At 28.4% G+C, this 16,194-nt stretch carries 11 protein-coding genes and 1 pseudogene; 10 read left to right on the top strand and 2 right to left on the bottom strand.

The features are described from left to right. The first annotated feature begins 75 nt into the window (after positions 1-75). Positions 76-1,296, top strand: a complete 1,221-nt coding sequence (locus tag JWYL7_RS05515; RefSeq protein ID WP_072280183.1) for an IS5/IS1182 family transposase — start codon at positions 76-78, stop codon at positions 1,294-1,296. A gap of 888 nt (positions 1,297-2,184) precedes the next feature. Here JWYL7_RS05515 and JWYL7_RS05510 read toward each other — a convergent pair. Continuing rightward, complete coding sequence (locus JWYL7_RS05510) at positions 2,185-3,000, bottom strand: DUF169 domain-containing protein (RefSeq protein ID WP_066070108.1); 816 nt, start codon at positions 2,998-3,000, stop codon at positions 2,185-2,187. A 28-nt stretch (positions 3,001-3,028) separates the two neighbouring features. Next, a complete protein-coding gene (locus JWYL7_RS05505; protein ID WP_066070105.1) occupies positions 3,029-3,976 on the bottom strand; it encodes a TDT family transporter in 948 nt (315 codons plus the stop codon). A gap of 92 nt (positions 3,977-4,068) precedes the next feature. On the opposite strand from JWYL7_RS05505, the gene JWYL7_RS05500 reads away from it, so the two are divergent. The 9 genes and pseudogenes from JWYL7_RS05500 (at position 4,069) to JWYL7_RS05460 (ending at position 16,157) form a co-directional block, all read left to right on the top strand. Then, positions 4,069-4,587 carry a transposase gene (locus JWYL7_RS05500; protein WP_083528297.1) on the top strand — a complete coding sequence of 173 codons (519 nt, stop codon included), beginning with the start codon at positions 4,069-4,071 and terminating at the stop codon, positions 4,585-4,587. A gap of 69 nt (positions 4,588-4,656) precedes the next feature. After that, a protein-coding gene (locus tag JWYL7_RS05490) for an IS3 family transposase (RefSeq protein WP_432264168.1) occupies positions 4,657-5,912 on the top strand; the annotation gives its coding sequence in 2 pieces (ribosomal slippage) (positions 4,657-4,951 and positions 4,951-5,912; 1,257 coding nt in all). 82 nt (positions 5,913-5,994) lie between these two features. Next, entirely contained in the window at positions 5,995-6,219 is a 225-nt protein-coding gene (locus tag JWYL7_RS10405) for a hypothetical protein (RefSeq protein ID WP_149683779.1), read from the top strand. 45 nt (positions 6,220-6,264) lie between these two features. After that, positions 6,265-7,002, top strand: a complete 738-nt coding sequence (locus tag JWYL7_RS05485) for a DUF8727 domain-containing protein (RefSeq protein WP_066070096.1) — start codon at positions 6,265-6,267, stop codon at positions 7,000-7,002. Beyond that, positions 6,977-9,325, top strand: coding sequence for a DUF2357 domain-containing protein (locus JWYL7_RS05480; RefSeq protein ID WP_066070093.1), 2,349 nt, complete (start codon positions 6,977-6,979; stop codon positions 9,323-9,325). Before JWYL7_RS05485 ends, JWYL7_RS05480 begins: the two co-directional genes overlap by 26 nt. A gap of 153 nt (positions 9,326-9,478) precedes the next feature. Then, positions 9,479-11,356: a molecular chaperone HtpG gene (htpG, locus tag JWYL7_RS05475; protein WP_066070090.1), complete on the top strand. Its 1,878-nt coding sequence runs from the start codon at positions 9,479-9,481 to the stop codon at positions 11,354-11,356. 356 nt (positions 11,357-11,712) lie between these two features. Continuing rightward, a pseudogene (locus JWYL7_RS10290) lies at positions 11,713-13,046 on the top strand (IS1182 family transposase). 890 nt (positions 13,047-13,936) lie between these two features. Beyond that, positions 13,937-14,947, top strand: a complete 1,011-nt coding sequence (locus JWYL7_RS05465) for a ThiF family adenylyltransferase (protein ID WP_331722113.1) — start codon at positions 13,937-13,939, stop codon at positions 14,945-14,947. Further along, positions 14,853-16,157, top strand: a complete 1,305-nt coding sequence (locus tag JWYL7_RS05460) for an MFS transporter (RefSeq protein ID WP_066070085.1) — start codon at positions 14,853-14,855, stop codon at positions 16,155-16,157. The genes JWYL7_RS05465 and JWYL7_RS05460 overlap by 95 nt, the downstream gene beginning before the upstream one ends. The last annotated feature ends 37 nt before the right edge of the window (positions 16,158-16,194 follow it).

The raw sequence follows: 16,194 nt of genomic DNA, 5'->3' as shown, positions 1-16,194 counted from the left end.
AAAAAGGGTTTCACCCCATAAATGTCGAATATATTAAGTGACAGCAAAATAATCCGAAAGGAGTGAAACCACTTAATATGTATATTCGACAAACAACTCTTTTTTTCCTTTGAAGAAATTATTAAATTTCAGCAACAAACTAGATTAGAATTAATTTTAGAACAAATTGATGTCTCAAAGCTTGCTAATGAACTAAGAAAATCCGATAATTCTAGGGGTCCAAAGGGATATGAACCCGAATGTTTGATTTATTCTTTAATAGCTATGCAAGTTGAAAAAATTAATTCTATCAAAGATTTAGTCATTAAACTTAAAGAAAACCCTGTACTACGATACAGCTGTGGTTTTGATGTTCTTGGTGAAGTGCCATCTGAATCTACTTTTAGTAGGTTCATTGATAAGCTGTCAAATTCTGAACATCTTGAACAAATATTTTATGATCTAGTTATTAAAGCTAAAGAACTAGATATTATTGATGGAGAGCATATCTCCATTGATTCCACAAAATTAGATTCATATGAGGCTGCTAAACCTAAAAAAGATATTACTGATGATGGAACTAATCCTAACTGGGGAATGAAAAAGGATACCAATGGCAACAATATACGCTGGTTCGGCTGGAAACTACATATATTATGTGATTCCAAAAGCGAACTACCATTGGATATATTAGTTACACCAGCTAGTAATTATGATGGAACGATGGCTTTACCTTTAATTGAGCAATTTTTTAAAAACTATAAAGATACCTTTAAACCTAAATATTATGCTATGGATTCTGCCTATGATCTTGATTATGTCTACAAGGCCATAATCAACGAATATCAAGGCATTCCAATAATAGCTTACAATCCAAGGGGTAGCTATGCTCCACCTGAAGGATTAGATGAAGATTTTAATCCTATTTGTTCAGGAGGTTACAAGTTAGTTTACTGGGGCAAAGATGGAAATTATTTAAAATTTAGATGCCCTCATGCCCTAGGACGGTGTGATTGTCCACACGGGATGAACTGGTGCTCAAGCTCTAATTACGGCTATACCCTTAAAGTAAACTATAAAGAAAATCCAAGGTATTATGGTTATCCTTTACGATACACAGATGATTGGAAAAAGCAATATGATAAAAGAACCTCCATAGAAAGGTGTTTTAGTAGATTAAAATGCTACCTAAACCTCGATAATGTAAGGTCTAAAGGTATTAAAAAAGTCAAGGTCCACGCAATATTAAATTGCATAGCACTAATATCAGGTACCATAGCAATAAACACAATGAAATCTTTGAGTAAAGCAGCTTAACAAACTATATAAATATACTAAGAATTGAGGATTTTACTGTTGAAAATATTAATAATAATTTCAAAATCCCATTTATTAATGGGCTAATTCTTTATACTCTTTTTTAACCTTGATTAAAAAAGTTAATTATGCAATTTCCTCAATTAAATTATAAGGTTGAAAACTATGAAGTATTTGGATAGAAGAATACATGGGCTACTTCTACGCTCAATATTAGGAGACGATTGGAAAGAAAAAAGTTTTTAGAAGCAAATCTATTATGTGTTGAATGCATAAAAGTTAATAGAATAATAGTATAGTTGAAGCCATAGTAGTAAATCGCATTATTCCCCATAGAGGAGATATGAAGCTGGAAATTCCAAGAGATAGAAGCTGCGAATGAGGATGTTGCCCTTCTTGCAAGCCAGAATTTAATCAAGAAATGGACTCAAAGGTACAGAAATGGGATTCCATTTTAAACCAGCTAACCATATTCTTTGAAGGAAGATTAGAGAAACACCTTTAAAGCTAGCTAATATCCATAAATTCTTAAAAATCTACCTTGAAAGCTAGGATAAAGAAGAGATACAGGATTTAAAACAGCCTGTAAGACTGGATTAAAGCCTGTATCTCAAGAAAAACAAAGAATCTTATTTAAGATATATCTACACTATATCTATAAATGAGCATATCTCTAGATAGTTAAGACTATTGCCAAAACTAAACATTTTAATGCATAAAATAAAATAGTTTTGGCAAGTATAAAACCAAGATAATAAAATTGTAATTTTTATCCAGTCAGATAATTCTTGTCGGATTAGTGCATGGGATTTATTTAAAATACAAAATTAATTAGACCCTCTAAGATAAGATAAAGGAACTCCTGCTTTTAAACAGGAGTTCTTTGTATTATTTACTTAATTCTTCAATTTCTATTTTTCCACCGCTATATGACCCATCATCATAGTTTTGACCGAATATGATTCCGCTAGCATCTAATCCACGAGCCTTTAATCTTTCTACGATACCTTTCTTATTTTTATCTCTTTCAAAAGGATTAGTTGTTTCAATAACACCTTGTACAACTTCGTACCATTTAGCAAAAGGAATACCAATTCCTATTTCATTAGCTTGCCAATTAGCAACTAATCGAGTTCCTGGACATAATAAAGAGATATTGATATCTTGAGTGTTGTAAGGGTATGTTGTTAAATCCTGACATACTGCTTGTAGTCCAACAGTTCTCAAGTTATTTGTATAGCCATTAAAGTAGCCATGTCCTTGAATCATTCTCATAACATTGTAGGAACTACTTACTACAATTACAACATCTGGTGCTTCAGTATAGTTTTCAAGAGGCATAACTGCAACTCCTGCAAGCTGTTCTTTTAAGAAAAGCATATTATCATTAATACTTTTTGATGTTTCCACATCCTTGTAAATATGTTTGCTGAATCTACCTTTTCCATTAGCAATTGGTTCTGGCACTTCTGTAAAATGTAATGCAAAGGCTCCATTTGGGCATGCTTGATTTGCTTTTGTTAATTTCATAGCCTGCCCCCTACTAGCAAGTTGTACAGAGTTACAATATGTGACTTTGCGATCTTTTTGAGGAACTTCAAAGTTATCAAATTCATCTTTATTAAAGAAAAACTTAACTCCCACTGGTTTACGGTCTAAATCTAAATATGATTCGATTAATTCCACACTGCTTTTAATATCCATTATATCTCCTCCATGTTTTTACTTTTAATTACTTACTTGTTTGTGGTTCTACTTTTTCTGTTTCAAATAAGAATCTTAAAAATCTAATTAATACATAAATACATGCTACTACAGCAACTATTTCTTCTATAGTTACCAATGTTGGAAGGAATGAAATAGGACTTCCTACTTTAGTTAAGAATCCATTAGTAAGCTTTAATCCTAATCCGCTTATAACTAATGGGAATGTATATCCAGAGTAACTTGGGTAAAATTTTAGCTTTAGTATCTTTGGTAAATAAAGTATTACTCCCCAATATAAAACTTGAGCAACTATTAGTAAGGCATAAACAAGGGTTATATTTTTCACTTCAAATGAGTTCATATATCCAGCTAAGCATATACTTGCAGGTGCTGAAAGGATTCCAATTGTTGGGATTGTTGGTTCAGGCATTTCTTTCACCACAAAAACTCTCTTTAAAACAATTACAAGCAATACCACAAAAGTAGCTAAAGCAAACCAAAATATAATTCTTCCTATTGATTGCATTCCAACTGCACCAGATGTAACGCTAGCTGCTGCAATTCCCACATAAGGGATAAACCAGCTAGGGAAGACCTTTTTAATACTATAATTATTATTTAGTACAAATTTTTGAGTAAAAGATATCATAAGAACTATATGCAGAATTAGTCCAGCGAACCAAAACAAACTAGCGATTCCACCACTAAAAGGTTTAATGTATGTTGCTAAAAGCATCATTGTCATTGAAAATGTAGGGAATACACTTGCAATAACTGGGTTTTGAAGAGCTTCTTTAACACCTTTTGGAAGCATGATAATTTTTAATAAAACTAATACAAAGATAATACCTGAGATTAACCCAAACAAGCTTCTAAGGCTTTCACTATGGGATTGGATTAAGTTTCCTAATGCTGCAAATCCAAGCATAAGACCTGTAATTGGTAATGGTAATTTTTTCAATAAATCTTTCATATAAAACCCCTCTCTATATTTTTTCTACATATAGAATACCATAATGAAATATTTAAGTTAAATTGATATAGTTTATACTAAAGTAAGTTTGTATTAATTTATTTAATAACTACATAGGAATAGATTATATATCACTTCTTGAAAATGGTATTATTAGAGTTTTTATAGATGATTTTGCATTTAAGAAGCGATATTCTTATGGAACTATTATGGTTGATCTTGATTCCCACAGAATAATTGATATACTTAATTCTAGAGATAAAGAGCCAGCTATAGAATGGTTAAGGAATTATCCAAATATTGAGATTGTATCTAGATATGGTTCACAAATTTATGCTTCTGCTATAACAGAAGCTCATCCCAAAGCTATTCAAATCGGTTATAGATTTCATCTTTTAAAAGGCTTGTCCGAAGCAGTGGAAAAATATATGTTTCGGTTATTTCCTCCTCGTGTCGAAATACCCGCTACAGCAACAATAAGAACACCCGAAATGCAGGCCTTACTAGATACAAGAAATCGTGCACAACAAATATATTTTACCAGAACTAAATATAAAGGGGGATTAACTATAAATGAAATTGCACTTTTAATGCATTCCTCACTCTATTAAGCCCCCTAACCAATTTGGACAATCGCACACTAATTTAGTAAAATAAAAATTAATAGGAGGTTGTCTAAATTGAAAGGGAAAGGTAAAAGGTATCCAGAAGAATTTAAGCGTCAAATTGTTAAGGAAGTAGAAGAAACAGGCAATGCTTCTTTAGTTGCAAGAAGACACGATTTAGTTCCTGGCACTGTTACTCGCTGGGTTAGGGAGTCAAAGAAGCAAAATGGATTAATTCCAAGTTCTAATTATTCCAATAATATTAATGCTAAATCTTTAGAAGAAGAAAATGAACAATTGAAAAAATTACTAGGTGAAAAAGATTTAGAAATAGCCATTCTTAGAGACCTTTTAAAAAAAACGAACCCACAATAGAAGATAAAGTTAACATTGCAAAGAAATGGATTGATCTAGGATATACCGCAGTTATTGTCCTTAAAATTGTAGGCTTAAGTAGGTCTACCTATTATTACAACATTAAAAAAAGAGCTAAATCTGAAGATGTAAATGAAGATATTATAACGAATAAAGGTGGTAGACCAATTCCTGGTTATTCTTTTGATAAAGATGGCAACCGCATTTGTGATGAACAAATAAAAGAATATATATTAGAAATCATAGAAACAGAGGGATTGTACTATGGTTATTACAAAATAACTGTGTTATTAAGGAGAAAATTTAATTTAATCATAAATAAGAAAAAAGTATATAGATTATGTAAAGAACTTGAAATCTTAAGGTCTCAAAGAAAAATTAAAGCTAAGCATCCTAGAAAAATAGCTAAAAATAGAGAAATAACATGGCCAAACTCCCTGTGGGAAACAGATGTTAAATACGGTTATATACATGGTGAAGATAGATTCTTCTATATAGCTTCCTTTTTAAATGTATATGATAGAAATGTAGTAGAGTACCACATAGGTTTATCCTGTAAAACCGAGGACATAATTATAGCCCTTAAAAGAGCATTGATGAAGCGAGGGCTTTATAATAAAGAAACTAACTTAGTTATAAGGTCAGATAATGGTCCACAATTTATCAGCAATAAATTTCAAGATACTTGCAAGGAACTAAAACTAGAACACGAAAGAATACCATTTAAGACTCCAAATAAAAATGCCCATATTGAGGCTTTTCATAGACTATTAGAAGATGAATGTTTGTCAAGGTCCGAATTTAATAGTTACGCTGAGGCTTATGAAGCAGTATCTGAATATATTAAATTCTACAATAAAACTAGAATCCATAGCTCACTAGGATATATTTCACCAACAGAATTTTATTATAAAACCTTAGAAGGTACAGCAAAATCACTAGTAGTAAAACTTTGATATTTTGCCCTCAAATAACTACACATTAATATTTAGCTGAAATCAAGGGCCCGCCTTAGCGGGGGCGTAGCCTTTACCCTTGATGAAGGTAAATATTAATGTAAAATCAGACAAGGTCAAAATAAAATACTATGATATTGAAAGTATTAGTGAGTTTTTGTCCAAAATTAAGGGGTCAATCCGTGCTAATAATAGATTCAGTATGATAAGTGTAAGACCAGACTGGAATGACAGCACAGATCTAATAGGATACAAAAATTTAAATGATGATTTTGTAGAAGGAAGCTTAACAAAGATAATAAAATAAGCAAATGAAAATAAGGACAAGCCATACTTTGTATGCTTAGATGAAATGAATTTAGCTAGAGTTGAATATTATTTTAGTGATTATCTAAGTGTTATAGAAAGTAGAGAAAAGTTAGAAGATGAAATAATTACAGATAATATAATACATGACCTTTATATACCAGATAATCTATATATAATAGGAACTGTAAATATGGATGATACTACATTTCAGTTTAGTAGAAAAGTATTAGATAGAGCAAATACGATAGAATTTTCTGATGTAGATTTATCTAATTTATTTGTTGAATTAAATGATGAAAAAATACATCCAATCCTTTTAAATAATGATTTTTTAAAAACAACATACCTAAAAGCTACAGATATAGAAGAAAAATACAGAGATTATGCAAGAGGTATAAATAACAAAATAATAAAGCTAAATAATATTCTTAAAAAATCCCAAAAGCAATTTGCTTACAGAGTAAGGGATGAGATTTTATTTTATATGATAGAAAATAAAAAAGCACAGCTGCTTGATGAAAATGAGGCTTTTGATTATCAAATAATGCAAAAGATACTTCCAGCTATAAATGGAAGTGAGACAAGCATAAGAGATATATTGATAGAGTTATTTAACTTTGTTTGTGAGGATTACGTAATAGATAGTGATGTGGACTATATAGAAAAAGCAGAAAAGTATTTAAGAGATAATAACAATATAAAATACAGAAAATCTGCAAATAAAATAATATATATGTTAAAAGGATATGTAAACGATGGGTATGTTAGCTACTGGTACTAAAACTATACTTCAAATAGAAACAGAAGATTTTTGTATCTACGTATCTGGTAAAACAGAAAATGAAAAATTTAAAGCTATAAACTCTAATTTAAATATGAGTTCTTATGTGTCTGTTAAATCTGATGTATATATTCCAAGTGTAAAAACTATAGATGATGATGACTACCTAGTAGAAAACAATACTAATTCAATGAGACCTAGCTTTTTTGAAGATGGTACATATAATATATATTTAGAAAACAAGAGTGATAAAATATTTGATATTTACCATAATGACAAAGAAATAAGACAAAGTATGGTTTTATATGGAAAAAACATAATAGGAAATATTAAATTCAATGGAGATATAGGATATTGTGAGTTTAAAATAAAAAATAAAAATGTAGAAGTTATGAATTTTATTATAGAAGTTTTTCCATCAAAACTAGATTATATAAAAGACTATAAAGAAATGTTAAGAGAAGTTAATGAAGAAATTACATCGTTAGTATTTGATTTTTTAGGAAAGACTTTCAAAAGTGTAGATTTTAAAGAAACTAAAAATCAAAGTAATGTAGAATTTTTAGCTATATTACGTAGTATATACACAAAATTAGAAAGAGCAATAAATAGAATACAAAAGCATCCAAAACATGGAGTTTTCAATAATTACTATCTTAAAGATAAAGATAAGTGTAAAAGAATATCTACTAAGGAAACTATAAAACATTTAAGAAAAAATCCAAGTTCAACTAAAGCTATTGAAGTCAAGAAGGTAACTACTTTAGATATATATGAAAATCAATATATAAAGTATATGATAAAGAATATAATTAAAAGAATTAGAGAACTTAAAAGGAGTATATATAAAAAATATCAGATCCAAGAAGATTATTATAGGTTATTAGATAATTTTGAAGGTAGATTAACTAGTTATTTAAATACTTTTTTTAGGGATATATCTGATTTAAATAACAATAAGTCTATGACATTAGTATTCAAGATGGCTAGTGGGTACAAAGAAATATATTTTTATTATACATTACTCCAAAAGGGACTTGATGTGTATGAAGGACTATATAATATCACTCCAAAAAAACTTTGGAATTTATATGAAATATGGTGTTATATAAAGTTACATAATATTTTAAGGGAGATAGGTTACAATTCATACACACAATCTATTATACAGGCAACTTCAAATGGAATAACTCTATCTTTAATGCAAAATAAAGAATCTAAGGGAATTTATCAAAATAAAGAAGGAAAGAAAATAGAGCTTTGGTATAATAAATGTTATTCTAATCTTCCCACTACTAATCAAAAGCCAGATACCGTACTTTGTTTAAGAGATAATTCTAGAAAAGATAGGATATATATATTTGATGCAAAGTACAGGCTGCATATAGATGATAATAATATAATTGGGCCTATGGAAGAAGATATAAATGTTATGCACAGATACAGAGATTCTATAGTCAGTGAGATGGAAGATAGTATGCAGTTTAGATACAATACGTTTGGAGCGTATGTAATGTTTCCTTATTCTGATGAAGAAAAGTTTAAAGAGCATAAGTTCTACAAAAGCATAGAAAAGGTAAATATAGGAGCATTCCCTATGCTTCCAGGAAGTACATCTCTTATAAGAAAGCATTTATGTAATATATTAAATTTATCATATATAGAAGCAAAAAATACAAATCCTATATTTGATGAAAGTGAAGATTATTATAAATTCAAAAATGAAAATGTAATGATAGTAAATGTAAAAGATATAGATCACTTACAAAGTTATAAAAATAATAAATTTTATCATATTCCAGTGTCTACGTTATCCAATGTAAGAATAGGTATAGAGTACTTAGCGTTTTACCAGCCTAAAAAATCTTTTGGTAATGAAAGTGGTATACATTATTATGCTAAGATAAAAAAATACTATAAGTACAAGCGAAAACAATGCACAGAACTATCTTGCAATAAAAGTAAAGAAGATCTAGATTATTATAGATTTGAAACTGAAGAGTGGCAAAAAATAGGGCCCATAGCTCCTGTTGAATATGGAACAAGAAATGTAAGTTATACTACATTGTATCTACTTAACAAAGCAGATACAATGCATGAGTTAAAATTAAAAAGCAGGGTAGAAATAGATACATATAAGATACTTAAAGAAGTAAGTAAGATAAAAAATGTATCTTTAATAAAACAAGACAGTAAGTTTAAGATAGGAAATGATTTTGTACAAGTAACTGATAAAAATAATATTATACTTAATGGCCAAAAATTAAGTCTAGATAATTTAAAATCAGCCTTACTAGAGAGTAATATAGCTCAAGAAAGATAGTTTTATAAGAAAAAATCTAAAAAAGAAATATATTGACATAAAGATTGGAAATATGATATATAAAAATTAGTTACTAGCACTCGTTAAAAATGAGTGCTAAACACATTCTATCAAAATTCTCACTTAATACGAACTAGGGAGGGTGAGCTTTAAGTGGAAAAGAAACAGTTTAAGGCAGAAGCTAAGAGATTACTAGATATAGTTGTAAACTCAATTTATACGAATAGGGAAATTTTTTTAAGAGAACTTATTTCTAATGCAAGTGATGCTATTGATAAGGTTTATTATAAAACGCTAACAGATGATTCGCTAGTTTTTAAAAAAGAAGATTATTATATAAAAATAGTACCAGATAAGAAAAATAGAACACTAAAAATTATCGATACTGGTATAGGTATGACAAAAGAAGAACTTGATGAAAATCTTGGAACAATAGCAAAGAGTGGATCATTACAATTTAAAAAAGAAAACGAGTTAAAAGATGGATATGATATAATAGGTCAATTTGGAGTAGGATTTTATTCAGCATTTTTAGTAGCTGACAAAGTTACAGTTATAACTAAAGCGTTTGGTAGTGATAAAGCTTATAAATGGGAATCAAATGGAGTAGAAGAATACAGTATTGATGAGTGTCAAAAAGATGATTTTGGTACAGAAATTATACTTAACATAAAAGAAAATACAGAAGATGAAAACTTCGATGAATACTTAGATGAATATAATTTAAGACATATTATTAAAAAATATTCAGATTTTATAAGATATCCAATTAAGATGGATATAAGCAAAAGAAGGCTTAAAGATGGTAGTGAAAATGAGTACGAAGAGTACGTGGAAGAAGAAATTATAAACAGTATGGTTCCTATATGGAGAAAAAATAAAAATGAACTTACAGAAGAAGATTATAATAACTTTTATTTTGAAAAGCATTATGGATTTGACAAACCAATAAAGCATATACATCTTAGCATTGATGGAACAGTAAGTTATAATGCTATTTTATACATTCCAGAAAAAGCTTCATATGATTTTTATACAAAAGAGTATGAAAAAGGATTAGATTTATATTCAAATGGTGTTTTAATAATGAATAGATGCCCTGATTTACTTGTAGATTATTTTGCTTTTGTAAAAGGGGTAGTAGATTCGCCTGATTTGTCTTTGAATATATCTAGAGAGATATTACAACATGATAGACAGCTAAAATTTATAGCTAAAAATATAAAAAATAAAATTAAAAAAGAGCTAGAAAATATGTTAAAAAATGAAAGAGATAAGTATGAAATTTTCTATAAATCATTTGGAAGACAACTAAAATATGGTGTATATAGCGATTTTGGAGCTCATAAAGAAGATTTACAAGATCTATTAATGTTTTATTCTTCAAAAGAAAAGAAAATGGTTACATTAAATGAGTATGTTTCTAGAATGCCTAAAGAGCAAAAATATATTTATTATGCATCAGGTGAATCAATAGAAAAAATAGATAAGCTTCCTCAAACAGAGGTTATAAAAGATAAAGGATATGAAATATTATACTTTACAGATGATATAGATGAGTTTGCTATAAAGATGATGATGACATATAAAGATAAAGAATTTAAATCTGTATCAAGTTCTGATCTAGGTATAGAAAATGAAGAAGATAACCAAACTAAAACTGATGAAAAAGAAAACAAAAAACTATTTGAAGCTATGGAAGAAATTCTAAAAGAAAAAGTAAAAAGTGTTAGATCATCTAAAAAGTTAAAATCTCATCCGGTGTGTTTATCTAATGATGGAGATATTACGATCGAAATGGAAAAAATATTAAATTCTATGCCTACAGATCAAAAGGTGAAAGCAGATAAGGTGCTAGAAATAAATATAAATCATGAAGTGTTTAAGTCTTTAAAAGAAGCTTATGAAAATGATAAAGATAAATTTAAATTATATACAGATATATTATATAATCAAGCACTTCTTATAGAAGGATTACCTATATCAGATCCAGTAGAATTTACAAACAATATATGCAAGATGATGAGATAAGATTTATTAAAGAGCAGAAAAATTTTCTGCTCCAGACTGTTGACAAATTCAACTCAGGAAAGCTTTTTTGAAAATTTTTCAAAAAGCTTTCTTTATTTTTATGCTAAAATATAAATTAAGGCTAAAGCGTCCTCTAATGGAATGAGCGGCATTTAAATTTCACCTTGAGATTTCTATAATCTCCATACATCCTGAATTCTAGAAACTTTGAAACTCGCAAGCTCAAACATTCAAAGTTTCTATAGCCTTCAGGATGTATGTCGATAAGAAATCTTTCAAGGTTCATTAAATCAGGCCTATCCATTCCATTTAGAGTCCGCTCTCTAAAAATACACATTTATATTGGAGTGATTTTTATGTTGCGAAAGCAAGATATGACAAATAGAGATCAACTTGTTTTTTTCTCTATTGATGAGCTTGTTCCTAAAGATCATCTACTAAGAAAAATTGATGCAGTCATGAATTTTGACTTTATATATGAACTTGTTAGTGAAATGTATTCTGAAGATAAAGGAAGACCTAGCATAGATCCTGTTGTACTTATCAAACTAGTTTTTATTCAATATCTGTTTGGTATTGGATCTATGAGAAAGACAATAAGAGAAGTAAATATGAACATCGCTTACAGATGGTTCTTAGGATATGGAATAAAAGATGAGATACCTCATTTTTCAACATTTAGTAAAAATTATGCTAGAAGATTTAAAAATTCGAATGTATTTGAAGAGATATTTGCTAAAATACTCAGCGAAGCTGTTGAAGCTGGATTTGTAGATCCGAAAGAAGTTTTTATAGATTCAACTCACATAAAGGCAAGTGCTAATAAGAAAAAAACTTATAAAGAAGAAGTTGTTAAAGAAGCAAAAATATATAGACAGCTTCTTGATGAAGAGATCGAAAAATCAAGAGCTATCCATGGTCAAAAACCTTTAAAAAAAAACAAAACCAAGAAACAAAGTTAATTACAAAAAGTATAGTAGATCCTGATTGTGGTATGTTTCATAAAGGAGAGAAAGAAAGAGTTTTAGCTTATTCTGTTCATGCGGCATGTGATAAAAAAGGATTCGTATTATCGAGTATAGTTAGTGCAGCTAATGTACACGATAGTGTAGTATTTAAAGAACTATATGAAAATGTGAAATCAAAATTTACAGAAATATCTGCTGTTGCAGTAGATTCAGGATATAAAACACCATATATATGTAAAATTTTGCTAGATGATAATGTTACTCCAGTTATGCCGTATAAACGACCTATGACTAAAAAAGGCTTTTTTAAAAAGCATGATTTTGTTTATGACGAATACTATGACTGTTATATATGTCCAAAGGAAGAGATTTTAACCTATTCAACTACGAATAGGGAAGGTTACAAAGAATATGTATCAAATCCGCAAGTTTGTTTAAAATGTGAGTTTTTACATAAATGCACTTGTAGTAAAAATAATAAAAAGGTAGTATGTAGGCATGTTTGGGAAGAATACCTAGAAGAAGCAGAGCATTTAAGACATACTACTTACAATAAAAGTATATATGCACTCAGATCACAGACTATCGAAAGAGTGTTTGCTGATTTAAAAGAAAAGCATGGACTGTGTTATACAACCCTTAGAGGAATAGATAAAGTGCGAATGCAGACCCTGCTTGCTTTCGCATGTCTAAATTTAAAAAAGCTGGCAAATTGGAAGTGAAAAAACTCCAAAAACCAGCTCATTTTTTCAATTTTTCTTAGCATAAAATATGTTTTTTCCAAATTAAGGGATAAATCATATACAAGATTAAAAATTTGCCCTTTCGGGCAGATTGTTTTGTCTACAAACTGCAAAATGCCTATAGTTTAATTTTAAACTATAGGCATTTTTGTTTTTGTAAGATCAAATTGAAGAAATTTACCAGAATATTATACATCGATAAAAATTAGATACATTAGTATTTAAATCTGAGTTGATTAGTAAAAAATAAATAATTGAAATTAATATGAAATATGCAGAATGATGTAGAAAAAAATGGAAAAAATATTATTGACGATATATATATATATATATATAATTGATATTAACAATAATATGATGACAAATGTATACTTAAAATAAGTAATTTTGTAGGAATTTTATGTTAAATATTGAGGCAGTAAAAAATTTAAATTACATAATCTTTAGAGCTAAATCAATTATGGCAATAACTTGCTTTCTTTTTAAAAGTTGCATTTTGTTCTTGTGATTCAAAACCACAACAACTTTAGATGAGGTGGCAAGTTATTTACATAAAAACTAAGTAAGATTAAAGGTTTATTGTCTTAGGTATATAAAAATCCTTGACAGTACCTTGTTATAGTAGGAGGTGTTATTATGAGATTAATAATAAGAAACTAATAATTATATGACAAAATTTTATTCAGTATAATTGTAAAAGAAAAGTACAATAATAGGATTATTATTGTACTTTTAATGTTTGATATTAAATAAATGTTGCTTAGAAGATATATTCAAATTGTAAGGGGGAATGTATAATGAGATATAAAACTAGTTTTATATCTGTAGCCGGAAAAACTAAAACTGAAAATATTTTGGGTGCTGGAACAATGCAATATGATGTTAATGATTTTGAGTTTGAAAAGTCACTTAGAATATTATCATTTTTAAAAGATGCACGCACCGAAGAAGAGTGTAAAACTTTTTTGTATAGAGAACAAATTCCAGAGGAATTTTTTAGAAGATTGATTAGACACAAGATGATTACAAATTATGAAAAAAATTTTGTTAAGAAAGATGAAATGCACTTTAAAAATAGTTTATATCTTGAAACTGTAGTTTCAAATCCGGATACTACTGAAAAAAATTTTAATAAGTCAATAATCATAATTGTAGGTTGTGGAGGTATTGGTAACTTTATGAGTTATAGTTTAGGGTCTTTTAATCCTAAAAAGATTATATTAATAGATGGTGATAGAATTGAAAAAAGTAATTTAAATAGACAATTCATGTTCAATGAATCAGATATAGGTGAATATAAATCAAAAGTATTGGCTCGGGAACTAAAAAGAAGAAATTCAACTTTGAATGTTATAGAAATAAGTCAATATGTTACTGAAAATATTTTAGATTCTTTGTTAAAAGATTTGGAAAAAGAAGATGTACCTTTGGGTATTTTATCCGGTGATACTGATCAAGCATTACTTGCAACTACTAGGTCTTTTGCTAGATATAGTATCCCCTTTTTAAACGTTGGGTATCTAAATGATATTTCTGTGATAGGCCCATTTTATATCCCAAGAATTTCTGCTTGTCCATTGTGCAACAATACATTTTCTATAAAAATTGATTGTAACAATGACATTATTAGCAGAGAAGTAGATGAACTAAATAAAAGAAGTTCTGCACCATCGGCTTTTAATAATAATGCATTAGCTGCAAGTATGGCAACATCTGATATAATTCAATACATGGATGGGAATTATCAACAAATAAAATCATTAAATGCTCGATTTGGAGTAAATAATGTTACCTTTGAAACGTATAAAATTGATACATATATTGATAAAAATTGTGAATATTGTGGATGTAATGAAAATAGTAGTAGAGCCACGTATTAAAAAAAATATATATGTCTATTACGTTTCATTGGTACTTCTTACAGTTGCTATTTCATTACCACATTCTGTATTGACAGTTTTATTATTGTCTAAAGAAGTAACGTTACCTCAAATAATGATAATACAAGCAGGCTATAGTTTTGCTGTTTTCATCAGCGAATATCCTAGTGGGTTAATATCAGATATTTATCCTAAAAAATTAGTATTTGTATATTCTAAGTTTTTTCTATTAGTGATGTTTTTTCTTGTTATTTATATGAATAGTTTTTGGATGTTGTTTATAGCTTGGTTTATGTATGGCATTTCATCTGCACTTGATACAGGAACAATAGATGCAGAAATAATCAATAATCTTAGACTATCTGAAGGATATATAGATAAGTTTATAAGTAATGCAAATAGATTGAACTTCATATCATTATTAATTGGTAGTTCTATAGGATCTTTTATTTATTATAAAATAGGAATTAGATTTTACTGGGTAAGTATACTACTTACTATTACTTCAATTATTTGTGTTACTTTTTTTTATAAAGGAGAAAGTATTACAAATACAACAATTTCTTTATCTGAAATGCTTAAGAAAATGATTATACAAACTAGAGAAGGAATTAAGGAAATCAGAGGAAAAGAATCTCTAAAATTAATGATTACTTTGACATTTGTAGAACAATTTTTCTTTCAAGCACATTTTCAATTATGGCAAGCTTTATTTTTAAGTAAAGGAATTAATGAATATAATTTTTATATATTTTATATAGTTTTTCAAATTTTAAGCATTTTTGCGTATAGTATTCCTGTTTCGAAATTATCTCATAAAAATCTAGGAAAGCATTTTAGTATTCTAATTATATTACTCATATTTTCTTTAAGTTTACTAAACACTACAAATAAAGTTTTATTTATTTTTGTTTATATAACCTATGTGTTTATTTTCACAGTGCTCGACTTCATCAGCAAATATATATTTGCCAAAAATGTTTCTAGCGAGCGTATTTCTTCATTAACTTCTTTAAAATCTAGTTGTGGAAGAGTTGGAGCTTTGTTATCTATGGCGGGATGTGGAATAATTTTAAAACTAACGAGTGTATCAAATGCTATTATTATTAATTTTGCTTTTGCAATGGTTATGACTACTTTAATTGCCATAAAGTATTTAATTAATACAAAAAATAAAGCACATTGTATTGAAAACAAAGCATCTAAATAAGTTATGTTTAACATTGTTTATACTTGAAAGTGGTCAA

It is taken from the genome of Alkalithermobacter thermoalcaliphilus JW-YL-7 = DSM 7308 (assembly GCA_001584565.1).
Lineage (GTDB): Bacteria > Bacillota > Clostridia > Peptostreptococcales > Peptostreptococcaceae > Alkalithermobacter > Alkalithermobacter thermoalcaliphilus.
Note: the sequence above shows the minus strand (reverse complement) of the source record. Positions and strands in the feature narration are given on the sequence as shown.